The 16,943-nt window shown below is 54.6% G+C and carries 12 protein-coding genes; 6 read left to right on the forward strand and 6 right to left on the reverse strand.

Features of this window, described 5'->3' with window-relative positions:
- The first annotated feature begins 82 nt into the window (after nt 1–82).
- Nucleotides 83–421, forward strand: a complete 339-nt coding sequence (locus tag C2L66_RS16805) for a hypothetical protein (protein ID WP_060604471.1) — start codon at nt 83–85, stop codon at nt 419–421.
- A gap of 77 nt (nt 422–498) precedes the next feature.
- Here C2L66_RS16805 and C2L66_RS40680 read toward each other — a convergent pair whose 3' ends face one another.
- Nucleotides 499–762: a hypothetical protein gene (locus tag C2L66_RS40680; RefSeq protein WP_148654599.1), complete on the reverse strand. Its 264-nt coding sequence runs from the start codon at nt 760–762 to the stop codon at nt 499–501.
- A gap of 384 nt (nt 763–1,146) precedes the next feature.
- On the reverse strand, nt 1,147–1,566 hold the full coding sequence (locus C2L66_RS16815; RefSeq protein ID WP_060604467.1) for an HU family DNA-binding protein: 420 nt from the start codon (nt 1,564–1,566) through the stop codon (nt 1,147–1,149).
- 684 nt (nt 1,567–2,250) lie between these two features.
- Here C2L66_RS16815 and C2L66_RS16820 point away from each other — a divergent pair.
- The 5 genes from C2L66_RS16820 to C2L66_RS16840 all read left to right on the forward strand — a co-directional run bounded on the left by C2L66_RS16820 (nt 2,251) and on the right by C2L66_RS16840 (nt 10,712).
- On the forward strand, nt 2,251–3,558 hold the full coding sequence (locus C2L66_RS16820) for a hypothetical protein (RefSeq protein WP_060604464.1): 1,308 nt from the start codon (nt 2,251–2,253) through the stop codon (nt 3,556–3,558).
- A gap of 7 nt (nt 3,559–3,565) precedes the next feature.
- A complete protein-coding gene (locus C2L66_RS16825; protein ID WP_060606997.1) occupies nt 3,566–4,258 on the forward strand; it encodes an OmpA/MotB family protein in 693 nt (230 codons plus the stop codon).
- Nucleotides 4,255–5,103 carry an HNH endonuclease family protein gene (locus tag C2L66_RS16830; protein WP_060604461.1) on the forward strand — a complete coding sequence of 283 codons (849 nt, stop codon included), beginning with the start codon at nt 4,255–4,257 and terminating at the stop codon, nt 5,101–5,103. The genes C2L66_RS16825 and C2L66_RS16830 overlap by 4 nt, the downstream gene beginning before the upstream one ends.
- A 53-nt stretch (nt 5,104–5,156) precedes the next feature.
- On the forward strand, nt 5,157–7,085 hold the full coding sequence (locus tag C2L66_RS16835) for an ATP-dependent nuclease (RefSeq protein ID WP_060604458.1): 1,929 nt from the start codon (nt 5,157–5,159) through the stop codon (nt 7,083–7,085).
- Nucleotides 7,086–7,367: 282 nt separating this feature from the next.
- Entirely contained in the window at nt 7,368–10,712 is a 3,345-nt protein-coding gene (locus C2L66_RS16840) for a hypothetical protein (protein ID WP_148654598.1), read from the forward strand.
- A gap of 122 nt (nt 10,713–10,834) precedes the next feature.
- On the opposite strand, the gene C2L66_RS16845 is transcribed toward C2L66_RS16840, so the two are convergent.
- From C2L66_RS16845 to C2L66_RS16860, 4 genes are all read right to left on the reverse strand, one after another.
- Nucleotides 10,835–11,200: a DUF1003 domain-containing protein gene (locus C2L66_RS16845; RefSeq protein WP_082670409.1), complete on the reverse strand. Its 366-nt coding sequence runs from the start codon at nt 11,198–11,200 to the stop codon at nt 10,835–10,837.
- A 361-nt stretch (nt 11,201–11,561) separates the two neighbouring features.
- Nucleotides 11,562–13,814 (reverse strand): DNA/RNA non-specific endonuclease, encoded by a 2,253-nt coding sequence (locus C2L66_RS16850; RefSeq protein WP_060604451.1) that lies wholly within the window; start codon nt 13,812–13,814, stop codon nt 11,562–11,564.
- Nucleotides 13,815–14,001: 187 nt separating this feature from the next.
- On the reverse strand, nt 14,002–14,265 hold the full coding sequence (locus C2L66_RS16855) for a hypothetical protein (protein WP_060604447.1): 264 nt from the start codon (nt 14,263–14,265) through the stop codon (nt 14,002–14,004).
- Complete coding sequence (locus C2L66_RS16860) at nt 14,262–15,983, reverse strand: S8 family peptidase (protein ID WP_158512170.1); 1,722 nt, start codon at nt 15,981–15,983, stop codon at nt 14,262–14,264. Before C2L66_RS16860 ends, C2L66_RS16855 begins: the two co-directional genes overlap by 4 nt.
- Nucleotides 15,984–16,943 lie beyond the last annotated feature (960 nt).

Here is a 16,943-nt window from a genome sequence, read left to right on the forward strand (position 1 = left end):
CGAATATCAAAAGATGGGCGCCGAGCATCGGGTGGTACGGTCGGCGGCCTGTTGCGAATATCGACAGTTCTTATGAGCCGCAATGAGCACGAAACGCATCGAGGTCGGGGGCATAGTGGTTATCGAGCCTGACGCGAACCATTTTCGCAGACGCTATCCGCGTTTCGACACGGTTGAGCGAGTTGAGAAACCGTATCAGCAATTACAGATGGCACGGGACCAGGCGCTCGATCATGAGTATTACAACCAGCACGAACAAAGTCGAAGCATGGAGGCTGGCGAGTACCCCTTGCCGGTAATCGATTTATCGGGTGGAAACGAGGTGATGCTCGAGGGTTGGAGTACATACGATGTACTGGTGCAGCGCGGCGTTGCCAAGGTTCCCGCACTGCTCGTTGAAGACAGCGCTCAACAACCTTGAGTCGTTCCACCCGCAGTCGTTACCTCATGCGCAGCGTTCGATGAGCCGCCGCACATAGTTTTCGACTCCCAGGCAAGTCAGTGGACGAGTCGCAAATGATTCAGGACATCTGTGATTCTCGCGCGCTGTTCTTCGACAGCGTCCGCGCGCTCTGTCACCAGTCTCTCAAGGATGTTCATCGCTCGCTGGAGAGATTGGAACGAGTGGATGTCTTGCAGAGTCATCTCCCGTGCATCATTGTCAGCGGCTACCACGACATCGTTACTCTCCTGTACCACTGCAACATGCTCGTCCGTACGTGCAGATGGATGAGCTACTAAAAACATATATTGCTTGTTCATCGAATTCCCGAGAACTATGAGCAGAACCTGTGAGTGTTTAACGGCCTGAGAGCCCGGAACTTTACTTCTGGTGTCTGCGAATCTGTTTTGAGTGATTCTTCTTTGACGGTTGAGCGGCCGTCGCTACTCAGTATCACGAATGTTCGCTGGCGGTCCGGCCGAACGGCATCAGTGATTCCTGCTGAGGCCGCCGCCACAGTATCGTTGTTGTTATTGTTGGGTTGTCGGAAATTACGCTGTGGCACGCCCGCGAAAGGCTCGCGGGGCAACCGTCGCCGTGTCGTAGTTAGCGATTTCGCTGTGCAGCCAAGGATCGCAACGTCGACAGATCCATGAAAAAAGCCCGCCGGGAAAGGCGGGCTTCCAGAATCCGCACTGCCGCCTTTATGCCGCAGCGTCCTTCAGTTTCTTCAGCGCGCGTACTTTCAGGCGCACCGTCGCCGGCTTGGCATCAAACCAACGCTCTTCGCCCGTGAACGGATCTTTGCCAAAGCGTCGCTTTTTCGCCGGAACCTGCTGCACGCCAATCTTCACCAGCCCAGACAGCGTGAACTCCCCTGCGCCCTTCTTGTGAACAGAACCGAGGATTGTCTCTTCGAGAGCTGCAAGCACCGCCTTCGCCTGCTTCGGCTCAACACCGGCTTGCTCAGCAACGTAGGTCGCAAGCGACGCCTTGGTAAACTGCTCTTTTAGGGGCTTCAGCGTTGAGCCAGCGGTCGCCGCTTTCTTCGCCGGCGCCGCCTTCTTCACGGCAGTTTTTGTGGCAGCCTTTTTGGCTGCAGGTTTTGCGGTCTTCGTTGCCATCGACTTCCTCTTATTCAGGTTTGGAGAACCGCTTAAGACGGCACACGACGCCTTGCGTTACTGCGCCGTCTTAAGCTGGGGCCTAGCGTAGCAATGGTTGATCCACCGCGCAAGCAGCAAAGTGCCTAAAACAAGGGCTTTTTCTGCGTTGATGCAGAGATCGATCCTTCCCAGGGTCAATTTCGCGGGCACGGCGCGAGCTACAGTGGACAGAAGCAGCGGTCATTCCGCGATCGAACCGGCACGCTACCTATGGGCTACCGGCTTGCTGTTATGCTTGATTGACTCGCGTTTGCTCAAGAACTCCTCGACAGGCTTTGGCGACGCGACAACTGCCCCCAAGTGGCTCCAGATGAGCTGCCCGCCCGCGAGACCATGCGCCGGCTCTGTCGGAAGTTAAGCCGGATGAAATATTGCCGTGGCTTAGCGATACGTCCGTCGAAGGCTCGCCCTCATTTGCCTCGCTGCAACTGGTTTCGGCGTCCAGACACGCCACCGGGCGGCGCCGGACAGCTCAAGTTTCGCCGCGAAAACCCGATATATTGGGAGAAAGACCGCATAGATTAATGCGTCAGCCTGTGCATAATTACGGAGAGGCATCCGAGCGGCCACGAAACAGCGGGCGAGTTTGATTTATTTCAAACTGCGCGAATTCGCGACGAACATTGAGACCAGTCAAGACTTATGAAAATCAGAACTCTCCTTCTGCTATCGGGCATAGCATGGGCTGCGCGTGCCAGTGCTGCTGGCCCCGTCAGTACAGTGCTTGCCGATACGCCAACTATGGCATTCATACTCGTCAACCTGGGCTTAACGATATTCTTCGCGTTTATCCGATTTGACAGGTTCTCTGTCGTTCATGGTCCGGAGGTGCTGACGACAATCGGCATCCTCGGATGTTTTTCTGGGATTGCTATGGCGTTGCTGCACTTCGACGCCTCAAATGTATCCGAAAGCGTGCCGCACCTGCTGGAGGGAGTGAAAACGGCTTTCCTCGCGTCCGTGAGCGGAGTGTTCGGCTCGCTGGTCATCCGAGGGCGGCACTATTTCCGGAAAACACCTATTCCCCAGACCGAGGGGGCCCCGAAGGCCGCCACCCTGGATGATGTAGTCGCGGCCACTCAGGCGCTTCAACTGAGTCTTTCAGGTAACGAACAGGGCAGCCTTCTGTCTCAACTCAAACTGATGCGACAGGAGCAAGGGGACGAGTTGCGTATGCTGCGGATGTCGTTTGACACGTTTGCTCAGAAGATGACAGAGGATGGATCGAAAGCCCTCATCGAGGCGTTGAAGGAAGTCATTCGCGATTTCAACGCGCAGATCAACGAACAGTTTGGTGAGAACTTTAAGCATTTGAACGCAGCTGTGGAAAAGCTCGTGATCTGGCAGCAGCAGTACAAGGAAGAGCTCGACAAGTTGCAATCGTTACAAAAAGCATCCGCCGACGATATGCGAAGTGCCGCAGCTGGCCTGGCGCTGTTCATTGACAGAGCTTCTGCCTTCGCCCAAACGGCGACGGCGCTCGAGGAGACGCTCAAGGGGCTTGCGCATCAACACCAGCAGATCGACCAGTCCCAGCGTTCGATGGTTGATGTTCTATCGCAGATGAAAGATGTTACGCCACAGTTTTCGCGTAAGGTCGACGAGATGACCGAATCGATGAAACAAGGGGTTGCCAAGGTGCAGGCAGACGTCAGCGATGTGGTCAAGAATTTTGGAGTTCAGGTGCAGTCTTCGTCGTCAGAGATGAAGCAGCTTCTAACCGATACGCTTCGCAAGACGCAGTCTGAAGTTAATGAGAGCCTCGTTCGCTCAATGGATTCTGTCCGCCAGAGCGTTGTCACGTTGGACAAGGGGTTGCAGGAAGAGCTCACGAAAAGCCTCCAGACGCTTGGTCGTCAGCTCGCATCGCTTTCAGAAAAATTTGTGTCGGACTACACGCCGCTCACAGATCGTCTGAGAGAAGTGGTTCGAATTGCTGGTACCGCTTGAGGTCGAGATGGATTTCGAGCATAGCAACCAATCTTATTGGATACCAATGGCGGACCTGATGACAGGTCTGATGATGGTATTCATGCTACTCACCGCTGCGTTCATGCTGCGGGTCGAACAGACGACAACGCTCGTGGTCAAAGAGTATGAAGCAACCAAACGAGACATGCAGCTCGCGTTACAGAAAGAATTCGCAAAGGATTTGAAGCAGTGGAACGCTGAGATACTTGGCGATATGACCATCCGTTTCAACGACCCGACCGTTCTCTTCGCCACTGGCTCCTCCGAGCTGCGGCCGCGCTTCAAGCAGGTGCTTGCTCAGTTCTTTCCGCGCTATGTAGCGTTGCTGACATCAGGGCAGTACAAGGACGCAGTCAAAGAAATTCGAATTGAAGGCCACACAAGCGCGTTGTGGACCGGCACTACCGATGAGAAGACAGCTTACTTTAAGAACATGGAGCTATCTCAGGCACGTACCAGAAGTGCTCTCGAATACCTTCTATCACTTCCGTCGGTCCAGGGAAACGAGAAATGGCTCGTACAGCATGTCACAGCGAACGGTTTATCGTCTTCGCGTCCAGTATCTCAGGAGACGTCATCTGAAAGGTCGCCGGTTGCAAATCAACGCGTTGAGTTTCGCATCGTTACCAATGCAAGCGAAAAGATGGACCTTATAGCGGACAAGCTGGCCAGGAAATGAGCTTCGAGCTACCGGATTTTCTTGAATGGAGTTCGTTGAACGCACTGCGGCGGGAGATGCGAGCGCCGCTTGCTGCCAACTTCGTCCCTGACCACAGATTCAAGGACATCGATCTCCCCGTGCGCGAGCGGCTCGAGAGTGCCGGGGTCGACGTCAATTTTGACGAGGTCGAGGTACTTGACGACGGCACCTTGGCTTACAAGGGCTTCCGGGTCTTGCTCTATATCAGAGACATTGGATCAATTGGGCATCAGGAGAGCATGCCCCGCTATCATCTTGCGTACTGCCGAACCCTCGACAAGATGCGTCGGAATTCCAGATTTGACCGATATGTAGTTGCGAATGGGGACAGCGGAAGTTTCCAGGTTAATGTAATAGAGAATAATGTACGAACCCAGCACGTACGATTGAACGTATGCCAGAATTGTCTTGATGAAGTGCATTGGGATGGATTCGATATGGCGATGTCGCGCGAAGATCGCATGCGACTGGTATCCGGGTTCGCGCTCCCAGACTTTTTCAGAAAATATCCACGCGACCTGATGGCAGTAAAACCAGCGCATTCTGCTGATACTGCTCCGCTCAACGTCTACGCACAGGACTGGCCTGAGGTGTCGGAGCGGACCAAGCAGCAGCGCGGCTATAGATGCGGTACCTGTAGCATCGTGCTTAGACAGACTGATTCACGGTTCCTGCACGTACATCATCGTAACGGACAGAAGCACGACAATCGTGATTCAAACCTTGACGTGCTATGTATCGGTTGTCACGCCGAAGAGCCGATGCACGCACATATGAAACGCTTATCTGACTATAAGACATATATCGAGCGATATCGTCGATAGGTATTGAAGTGGCTTCAATCTTTGCCGTAAAAAATATAATCTCCGAGGGCACAATGCGTATTCAATCTGTCCGTATAAGAAATCTCCGAACCATCAAAGACGCAGTCGTGGCCATCGACCCATACAACTGCTTCGTCGGGCCGAATGGTGCGGGTAAATCCACCTTTCTTTTTGCGCTAAACGTTTTCTTCCGTGAAACGGATGGCGTTTCTACGGATGTCACCGTTCTGTCCGCCGAGGACTTTCACCGAAAAGACACGTCAGAACCAGTTGAGATCACCGTCACGTTTTGCGAACTGAGCGACGATGCCAAACAGGAGTTCAAGGACTATTTCCGACAGGACCGGCTGATAGTCACGGCAAAGGCAACTTTCGATCCGGCGTCCGGACGTGCTGAAGTCGTGCAGTTCGGTGAACGACTGGGGATGGCAGAGTTCATGGAGTTCTTCAGACGGCACGGCGATAAGGCTAAGGCTGACGAGTTGAAGAGGATATACACGGATCTCCAGGCAAATTTCGACTTGCCAAAAGCCAGTAGTGTCGGCGCTATGGCCGATGCCCTTAAGAGCTTTGAGGCAGAGCGTCCGGACAAATGCACGCTGATTCCAAGCGAGGACCAGTTTTACGGTGTTAGCAAGGGAGCGAACCGCCTCCAGAAGTATTTGCAGTGGGTGTACATTCCTGCTGTCAAGGATGCGACGGTGGAGCAGTCGGAAAGCAAAACCACCGCGTTGGGCAGGCTACTTGCAAGAACGGTACGGTCTAAGGTCAATTTCGCTGAGCGGCTGAACGCTCTCGCCCAGCAGACAAGGGACGAGTATCAAAAGCTGCTTGATGAGAGTCAGGGGGATCTGGAAGGAATCTCTGATTCGTTGCAGAACCGGCTTATGCAATGGGCGCATCCGGATACAAGCCTGCGTGTAAGCTGGCAGCAGGATCCGGGTAAGTCCGTAAAGGTTGAAGAGCCGTTTGCGAGAATTATCGCGGGCGAAGGCACGTTCGAAGGCGACCTGGCGCGCTTCGGCCATGGCTTCCAACGTTCCTTTCTGTTGGCGTTGTTGCAGGAACTTGCGAGCCAGGGTGAATCGACCGAACCAAGGCTAGTGCTTGGCTGCGAAGAGCCAGAACTCTATCAACATCCTCCGCAGGCACGTCACCTGGCGGGGGTTCTAACCAGCTTAGCTGCTGGTGGCTCACAGGTTCTGGTAACCACCCATAGTCCGTTATTTGTTTCGGGCAACTCGTTCGAAAGCGTTCGACTCGTACGTCGCGATTCGGCAACGAAAGCGTCGTATGCTACGCAACCGTCACCGACGGAGATTGGGCGCCAATATGCGGAACTGACGGGTGAAGCACCTCTCGCCGCAAAGGGAAGCCTGGCAAGAATCGCTCAGATATTGCAGCCCACCCTGTCCGAGATATTCTTTGCGCAGAAGCTTATCCTGGTTGAGGGAATCGAAGACGTTGCATATATCCATTCTTGGCTGGCACTGAACGATCGCATGGACGAGTTCCGGAAGGCCGGATGCCATATCGTCCCGGTTGACGGCAAGAGTTACATGCTCCGTCCCGCCATTATCGCGAGGCAGCTGGAGATTCCCCTGTTTGTCATATTCGATGGTGACGCCGATTGCGATGACAAGTACAAGACTCACCATGTGAAAGACAATACAGCCCTACTGAAATTGCTAGGCGGCGATGAGACAGTTCCATTGCCGACCGACACGGTTTGGACTGGAAACTTCACCATGTGGCGCACCAATCTCGGTCAAACGGTTGACTCGGAAATCGGGGCGTCGTTGGGGGAGGAACAATTCGAGAAACTTAAAAACAAGGCGCACGCGTTGTACGGTAACGCGAAAAACATCCACAAGAATCCATTGCTTATTGGCGCGAAGCTCGCACTCGCGCTCGACGACGGCGCCAAATCAGAGTCACTTGACAAGCTCTGCGACCGGATCCTGGAGTTCGGTCGCGGGTGAGTCTTTCCAGCTCACCGACCAAATCGCCACCGGAAAACTGCTGTAAGCCGGTGGCGCGACTGATGTTGTTTCACGCTTGCACTCGCAATGCTTATCCTTCACACGTCCGACTGGCATCTTGACTAGCATTTCACTCGCGGAAGCCGCCCGCCGAACACCAAGCCTTGTGCAGGTCGAAGCATGCGGCAGACGCACTTTTGATAGCGGCTGGCGTTTTCGACAGAGGGAAGCCGCAAAATTACCATTGCACGAAATCGTAAATACATGCAGCTAGAGGGGTCGATGCGAGAAAAGTATGGGGAACAATCGTCGCGACAAGATAAGCAGCTCAGTCCGAGCAGCTTTATGCGAGCGCGTCGACCGGAGCTGTATTCAGACTCGGTATCCGTAGAAGAGCAAGGGCTCACAAAAAACCAGCTTGAGTTTCATCTGGATACGCTGACTCAGCGCAAAGAAGAGATACGGTTCGAGCACTTCTGCCGCCGGCTTGCGGAGAAGGAGCTTTGTCCGAATCTCCTACCTCAAACCGGCCCTACGGGAGGCGGCGACAGCAAAGCGGATAGTGAGACGTATCCGGTCGCGGAGTCCATCGCAGAACGTTGGTATGAAGGTGACCCAAAACGCGCAGCGACGGAGCGTTGGGCCTTTGCATTCAGTGCCAAGGCAAAGTGGAAGCCGAAGGTGGAGGCCGATGTCCGAAAAATTGCCGAAACGGAACGTGGATACACACTCGTTTATTTCATTACCAACCAGGCGGTTTCAGATCGGAATCGTTCCCTGACCGAAGATGAGTTGCGAAAGCAATGGAATTTGGACGTTCGTATACTCGATCGGACATGGATCGTCGATCGAATCGTTCAAAACAATCGCTGGAGCATTGTTTATCAGACGCTCGATGTCGACGCGCCCGTAGGACGTGCAGGCGCGAAGACGGGACCGCTTGATACACAACGTGAACAGGAACTAGCTGAGCTCGAGAAGCTAATCGAGGACACAGAGCGCTACGTGGGAGCGGGCTGGCAGTTGTTCGAAGAATGCATCCAGAGCGCTCTCATCGTGCGCGCGCTTGGTAAGTCACGAATGGAAGTTGACGGACGCTTCAGCCGTGCCCTGCGGCTCGCAGAGAAGCATAAGAGTGACCGCCAGAGATTCTTGGCGTACTACCACATGGCATGGACGGCGAATTGGTGGTTCGATGACCATGCGGAACTTGACCGACTGTACGACCTCGCTGAGCCGCTAGCGCTGGATTCCGACTACATCTGGGACCTTGACAAGCTTGGGAACCTGCTACAGGTAGGTATAGCGTGGCTCCGCGTGAGCGGAAGCGGTCAACGTGAGGTCTGGGACGCTCGCACCACGCGCCTGCGGGAGGGTCTGGTTCGATGGGCTATGGACGCAATGCGTCCAACGAGCGCTCTCTGGGCGCGCACGCAGCTATTGTTCCTTGACCTGAATGCGTCTGTAGATAACGTTGAACAGACCGCTTCGATCTTAAGACAGATGAAAGCTGTTTTGGCAGAAGCGGAAGGGCATATCGATTATCCGGCTGATATAGTTGCACGGATTATCGAAGAACTGTCCGAAGTACTTGATGGCGGCGACGAGCTCGATGAGGTCTTCGAAGTCGCAGTAGAGTTGCGTGCTAAGCGGGTCGGCCGTGGGAAAGAGGGTGAGATGCGGCTCAGGCGTGGGTTGCAAAAATTAAGCGCAGGGAAGTCTTACGACGCAATCCGACAATGTGCGGCGGCGCAGACATTGCTTGTGCAAGAGGAGCATAGAGACACGTTCATAAGGGCAGTGGGAGCAACAGGCCTGGCTTACGAGTCGGCGGGACTTCTCTGGGCGGCTCGTGCGAATGTCATCGTGGCGTTAGACCGTACGATGTACCAATACTCGAAAAACGGGACAATCGAGCCCTTGGCGTTGTCACTCCTGCGGAAGCTGGTGTGGCTCGAACTGCAGCTCGGCCGAATACCTTGCGTGCTGGGATGGCTTTCGTGGATTGCGCCGATGATGCACATCGTTGCACCGCCCAACGATATGGTTGAGGACGTGCGCGAAGAGTATTCGCTTATGGACACCGTTCTGGGAATTCTCGTCTTGCGGACCGGATTTGCGGAATGGCCAAAGCTAACGTGGAGTCCAGCATTGCTCGACAAGTTGGATCTACCTATGTCGAGCATTGCCGCGCTCTTTAGTCTGGGAGATGCCGAGACACTACGTGAACAGATTGGCGAAGAAGACGTAGAGGACATGAACGGGGCAATGTCTGGATGGCTATTGCAGCCCGCAGCCGCTGACCTACCGGAGGTTTCCCAGTGGGCGACCGGACGTGTTGCGCCGATGCGTACCGTACTGTTTGGGTGTGTGATTAAGCTAGTCGTACAGAATACCCTATCGGTACATCTAGTTGCGGAAGCATTCCTTGCGTTTTTGGAGTCGCTATTATCGACCTCCGTCGACCGCGAGCGTTATCCGGTCTCCTTTCGAGAGCAGTTGGTGCTGGAATTTGCCGTCGGTAACGCGGGAGATGTGGATCTACCGCTGGGTCATTCGGTAGTCGATCACGAATGCGGCGAGACCAGTATCTTGGTGTCTCTATCGGACTATCCGGCAATCAGCATAGTTCAACATGAGGGGTATCAATCCGCGATGCTCCACCTCTTTTCTCAAGTGCTCGAGCAGCTGCAGATGCCGTCGATTGAGAAATGGCTACCCGCACTATTGGGCGAAAGTGGCACATTGGAGAGGGCATTCATGGCGGCACGTTCGGTCATCTCGACGTGCAATATCCTCGGCGAAACTCCCAAATATCTGGCCTCGGACTGGGCTAACGAGGCGGAAGGTGTCTTGGCAAAGGTTCGTCGGACCAAAGCCTGGATTCCAGATCTGCCAACGACGCGTGAAGTGCCGGGAAAAGCCGGCCAGAGGAAGGAGACCACTGAATCCGGAAACGTTGGAAAAGAAACGCTATTTGGGATTGATGGTTTCAAACATCGCGACTTTCGGGTCCTATCACCCATAAACCAGAACTTATGGGGAAAGGCGAGATGGGGAGCTTGCGCGTACATTGGAAATCCTGCTTTGCCGCCTGAGCTGCACCTTTGCTTTCAAGATCTCGATGTCGGCGAGAAGATATTTCGTGGATGGCGAAAACGCGTGGGCGAGACAGATATCGAAGAGTGGATTGGAGTAACCATCATTACGGGCGTAGACCGGAATTTCCCTTCCTACTATCGCGTGGTAATCGGTGTCGGTGAGAAGTACCTCTCCCAGCACACTGGACCAACGAGTCGATTTGCAACGGTGGCACGCCAAAATGATATGAAGCCGAAAGACAGGAGTGGGCTCGATACCTTCCTCGCAGAACACAAGCGATATGGCGGTTATTTCCTCGCTCCGAGTGGATTACAGAAAGGGAGTCTTGTACCGAGCAGGAATCTTGGCGACTTCGCGCTCTTCAAGCGTCAATTGACAGTCGTAGAGGCGTGGACAATTGGTCCGGATAATCTCATCGCGATTTCGTTGCAGGGAGTTACAGATCCGGTGATTCCGCCCGATGCAAACGATGTGCCATTTCTCCGGCTGCGGGAAAGACTCGAGTCGCGAATCGCCAATGAGTGAGTCGCTGCGTAGGTAGCAACCATCCCGCGCTTCCAGTAAAGCTTATCCTCACGATTGGCCGGCGTGGCAGAGCTGACAGCGCCGTCTCTGCTCTCGGCCACTCGGATCCAATGTTTTGTCGGCTACTTATTTTCCGCATCCGCGAGTGCCTTGTCTCGATCAGCTTGACGGGTCTGTGCTAACAGGATCAGCGGCGCGGCATATGCCGATTGCAGGCTGAACGCCAAGTTCAAAAGAATAAAGGGATAAACATCAAATTTTGTCACACCACTCACGTTGAATATAACCCACACTGCGACGATCAGGGTCTGCATCACAAGAAAGGTGGGGGTGCCGAAAAAACGTGCGAAAGCTTCTGCCTTTAACGCAAACCAATTGTCGCCGAATGTAGACGTAACGTGGTTGTATGGCAGATGAAACCGCAGATGTGGCGACGTCTCTGCGCCAGACGAGGCTTTCTCGGTTTTGGCTTGATCAAACGGTGTCATGGTGAGCCCTCTCCTCGATTCACTGGCCTACCAATCTACGCTAGAGACAAGTTGTTTGCTAAACATGTGTCATTGTTCGAGGTACCTTTCCGTCCGCCATGCTGCGCGCAAGCGACCAAGCGCATCGACGAGTTAATTGAGCGGTTCGATCGGTTTCGCTTGGATGTAGTAGCACGTGGTCAGATCGTTTAGCTCGTAGGCTGATAACGCGTACGCGAGGCGGCCACTTGGAAGGTATCGAGTTCAAGTCGCTTCTGGCTCTAAAATGTCTTCGATATCGGTGAAGCCGACGTCGCCCCAGTGCTTATGCAGCCTTGGTGTCAGTGTATTTAGACTTCGCGCTCTTGACGCGAAGGCTGCACTAAGCGAAAGAATGACGGGAAACTCCTGCCATTTCCAGTTCTACGCCGCTGGCAGTGAAGAATTGATCGGCGTTAAGAATCTCAGACGGGAACGTGACGCGCGCGGCAGAGGCAATCTCCGCGATTTCTGCCATGAAAGGTGTGAACTCTTCGGTTACCGTAAATTCCCACGCGATATTCGACAAATCCTGTTCGAGCACGAAGCCGTAAGCAGCAAGACCCCCGTTGAGTCGGGCAACGACGACTTTCCAGTAGCTTGAGGGAATTTTTGCCCGGATGATTGCTCCATCCTCGCCGTAACTCAGAAAGTTCTCGTCGCTATCACGCAATACGGGCCCGGAAAAGATGCAGAGCCGTTCTGCCGACGCGCTTTTCAGTACGAGATTTTCGAGGGCCCCCCAATTGTCACGGCCCAGATTTGATCGATTGAAATTGGCAATTTGCGGAGAACAGTTGGTGGCGTGATAGGTGTCGCCGTTTGCGCGGCGGAGCTCGGCGAAAGTAGTTCCCCATGCGACATCCTGGCGGCGAACGATGTGCCCCTTGTCGAACGAACCACGCCCCTTCCTGAAAAAGGCGTCGGGCAACTGATACTGTGGATCAAGCCGTGGGTCAAGAAACCACTTCTCGTGGTCTCCCTTCTTAAGATCGGAAAGCGCGGTACGCGTATAGTTGGCAGTTGCTAGCGGCTTTCGCAACTCTGCTTCCCTTGTAACGTTGGAGGCTGTAAAGAGCGCCATCCGCCTCTTCGCGTGGACAGCGATGGAAAAATTCTGGTAGTGGAGGACGGTGCTGCCGTCGATGGCGACTGCCAGTTCATCCGGGCTTTCTGGCGAGGGAAGGGGGACGCGTAACTCTGCGTCGCTATCACCGAGAAATGCTTCGTCGTATCCGTTTCTTCCCGAGTAATTTGCGTCATGCCACGGTTCCCTAAGCGCCTCCTGCTCGTCGGCTCCAGAAGCCTCTCTGATTGATACTGCTCTTACATCGCCAATTGCGACGGAAACCGTGATGGTCAGCGGCAAGTTGACATTCAATGTTTGGGTTGTCAAGTTGGACTGTCCAACCTGTGCCTGTCCATTAACGTCTCGATCGGACGGCAGGCCGGTGGGAGCCGGTTCATCGTCCGGTTGAAATTCGTTTTCGGCATCGGCGCGCGTCCACCAGAGGGCATTGGCCCTCGGATCAATCGTTGGCGGTCCCGTGAACGAGACACCTGCGTCCACAACGCGTTTGTCTGCAGCGAGTGCCGCGCTCGGCACGGCATAGTTGATTTGATGGTAAAAGCCGCCGAAGTGCAGCGCGAGGACCTCACCCGTGTTGAGGTCAAACACTGCGGATCCAGAGTTGCCGCCTAATGTCGAGCAATCATGGCCAGCGGCGCGGACTGTCTTGCCAAAGCTGCCGGCATTCACGCCGCCATGTAGCTCGCCAGGCTGCAAGCGTTTGATGCCGTAGCGACGAGAAAAAAGTTCGTCTTGTTCGACTGTGGGGTTTCGGCCATCAAATGACGGGTAGCCAATGATAAATATCTGGTGACCATCCATCTCGCGAGCGTCTTGTAACGATAGACGCAATGCTGGTCTCGAATCAGGAATTCCCTCTACGTTCAAAAGCGCCATGTCCCAATAAGGGTGGATCATCACGACGCGTCTCACTTCGAGGAGGACTTCAGGGGGGCTGTTGTACTCACGCACGAAGTCGATTCCGGCGCGGCCGTTTTCACGGAATCGGAGTTGCTTGATTCCGGTGCCTTGCGCAAAGATCTCTGCAACGTGTCGGTTGGTCATCAGCAGGTCCTTGCCGACGATAAAACCTGTGCCGCCATAGAGAAACCTGCGATTTCCCGGCAGTTCAATTCTTCCAACGGAAGCCGCAGCTGACTCGATCCGATTCCGGGTAATCTCGTTGGTGTAGAGGTGCTTCCAGACAGGATGATTGATAACAAATTTTCCGCCGACAAACTCCACGGCAGGGCGTATTTCACTATTGATCAACGCCTCGAGACCAATTAGCTGGGCTGGTTGCAATTGGCGCTGAAGCTCGATGTCCTGAGCAGCCTGATATGCCACGTCAAGCATGCTCGCCCCGGAATGTTCGTCTGCGATGGACAGGCCGGTCGTGGCTTCATTATCGCGCGCGTCCCGGATCATTTCGATCACCTCGAGAGGACTCGACGCATCACGGGTGATTAGCGAAAGATAGCGCTGGATCTCTGGAGTACCGCTTCCCTGCAAAAGACCGTCTTTCATGTGACGCTCCCTTGGGCAGATGCTTGGCGGAGTCCTCGGCGGCGCGTGCGCAAGGAACCTGTCCCGGCACGTGGCAATGTCGGGGGGCGGTACGCGCGGGCTTGAGGACAGAGGAGGGTAATGCGGGGTAAGTAAGCAGCTAACTACTAATACTCAGCGGTGAAATTCAATTCCCGCGCACAGCGTTTCAGATGCCGAGCTTTTCCCGACGAGCGCGCGCGTCCGCCAACGCCTTAAATACGTCGATATGTCGACCTTCATCCACCGGATCAGGACTGATCGTGGCTTGGCGTCGCACCGAGAGGCGGGCTTGGGAACGGAGCGCGCGCTCCCCGGCAGGCGTCGCATCGACCAGGACGGATGCGCTGTCTAGCTGCTTGAGCACAGTTACCCCCTCCGGCATGGACGTGGGTATGCTAGAACCTGTTTTAGTCTCAATAATCAGTTTCATTTCGATCCCGGTAGGCCGTAGCCTTCATGTGTGGGTTGAAATCCGAAAACCTTAGCGCTATTGAGGGCCAAATCACGAATCTGATCTGCTCTGTTGCTATTTCGTTCGGACCGTAGTATATCACGCCCCGCTGATGTGCTCAAAATGCGGGCAAGCAGGCCAGTTGCAATGGGTGCTGCAAATGATGTTCCTCGGCCAGCTGCGAGTCTGTTCTCTGGCCAGCACGACACGATACCTACGCCAGGCGCGCATAGATGCAATTGGTCGCCGATGTTTGTAAACGTCGACACGTAGTCTCTTTCATCGTGGCCCGTGTCACGCGTTTCCGAAAACACAAACTCGGACGTTCGCGGATATGCGTTGAGCCGGCCCATTGCGCTTACCGAGACTGCCTGCGGATAGCAGCCGGGAAAGCTCACGTGCCGCCGAAATCCGTTACCCGCCGCAACAATACACACGACTCCTTTGGCAGCGGCGTCGCGCATTGCTCTCTGCACGGTGCTCATCTGTATGGTTCCGCCAAAACTGATGTTCAGTAAATCGCAGCCGTTATCTGTTGCTGCCCGGATGGCACTTGCGAGCGCCGTTTCCTCGGCCCGAATGCTTCCGCGCGCGCATATACGATAGGCGTGAAGCTCGCACGCGGGGGCGAGACCTCGAGGCGTTGACTTGCCATCACCTTGTGCAGCGATCAGGCCGGCAACCATGGTGCCATGCCCTTCTGTGTCGTCCCAGTCGAGGTTGTCGAACTCACCGATTACGTAACTGCCACCATCTGCAACGTGGAGGAGTGAGTGGTCTTTGCTAACGCCCGTATCGATCACTCCGACCCGGACTCCCAAGCCTGCGGCAGCAGGATCCATGTCATCGATTCTGTGGGTGAAAGCTTCCAACCATGTTGGCGTGAGCCGTTCGAGGTCGAAATCTGCCACAGCGCCGATGGCACGCGCCAGTTCAATCTCCTTCGTATATGACCAGTAGGTATGTATAGGTATCGCACTGACAGCGACTTTCGCGGAATGCGCCTTCGGCACTCGCAGTTCACAGAAGCCTTTCTCGTCCGTCACATCTTCCACGAAGTTTGCTTGGGAGAGGTAACCTCGTACCTTGATGCCGGGCAACGGGACGCCATCCGCTCGGACATTGACGACGATTCGCTTACCTGTGTTGGCCGGGACATTCAATGGCGCGCCTGCATTCAGGCTTGTTATCTGGACCATCTGGGGATAAAGGCTTGCACTCGGGAGCAAAAGCAGGCCCGAGTGTTTCAGCTGAATCTGCTTCTGCTCCTCGACGGTCGCCTTGATGACGAGACCTTCGCCGAGTATGGTGTCGACTACAGGCACTTCGGTTGTCGAGCCATCTGCCGCAACCGCCTGCACGGAGCCTGCTGCGAGCAACTCGCTGAACGCCTGGATTGATGCCGCGCTAGCCCCTTCGTCAGGGCGGTCAGCGTAGTACAAACGTGGTTTACCGCACTGACACCCATGATCTTCTGCGCCGGCGATCACGCCAAGGTTCCCTTGCGCCGGGTCACCTGCAGCTCGGCGTTTCAGTTCAAACAGGAAACTGGAGTCCTGTTCGAAATCGACGGCGACGACCATCCGGATATCTTTGACCCGCCTGCTTCGCTCCGGCGTGTGCGCGGCATTGGCCGAGTCAGCCAGCAAATTGAAGCGCCGTTTCCGGATAGCCCTCGTGCGACGGATTTTCGGCATGATCTCGTCCTTTAGTCGAGATGCGGCGAAGCACATTTTGTCCAAAGACAGATCGGATCAGGCCGAAATCTGAACGGGATGTGATGTGCAGAGCGTTGGATTCAGGTACAACTGGCAGGACTCTGAAAATCAGCCGCATCTGAATGTATCGTATCCCGATGCCAGCTAACAGTACTTTAGTGTGTTAATGCGCAATGAACAATTGATCTGCGAAACTTTTTTAGCCTATAGGTTCGGCTTCCCACGTACACTTCCGGAAATCTGCAGCCAAAGCAGAAAACCGATTATCGACTGATTCTAATCTCCGCTTATCAGGCAGTTTCCGTTACGTGGTAACGACCGGAATCCGAGGCTGTCAGTTGACTTTCGAACGGCGATGGATTTGAATCCGGCCGAGAAGACGCCTCGCCGGCGCCGGTGACGCTTTGTCGGATACTTCTACGAAAGAGCATCGCCGGGACGTTTGGGGCGATGCGTCGATTGATCACATATCCCGTCGAATGGGATCTTTGAAATCAGGCTTCCGTCACAATCGAAAGGCGGGATCCATCGTCTCACCGTTCGCGAAAAATGGCAGTGGCTCAAATAGTCGTTGAGATCGTCGGAAAACCAGATGATGTAGAGCGATTGCAGCGATGGAGCTAAGTGGGCACGGTAGCGCGCTCACGTTGTTCGCAAGTGAAAAGAGAAGGTTGAGAGTCATTGGACGCCTCAGTGTATGAAAAATTCGTTCATCGCAATTAGCGGCGCTGCGCTGTTGTCTGGTAGTAACACAGAACTGTCTGTGCTTTCCGGGCTGTGTTCACGTCAGTGACAGGATGAGGGAAACGCGCAGGTCAAGCTGGGCGCCATTGGCGTAAATGGTTCGGCTGTGGATACAGGATGGCCGTGCGTTGTGACGTAAAATAGTCGCCACAATTTGATTGGCCGCGCGGAGTCAGCCTTGATATAGATGATGGG

The organism is Paraburkholderia caribensis, from assembly GCF_002902945.1.
Taxonomy (GTDB): Bacteria; Pseudomonadota; Gammaproteobacteria; order Burkholderiales; family Burkholderiaceae; genus Paraburkholderia; species Paraburkholderia caribensis.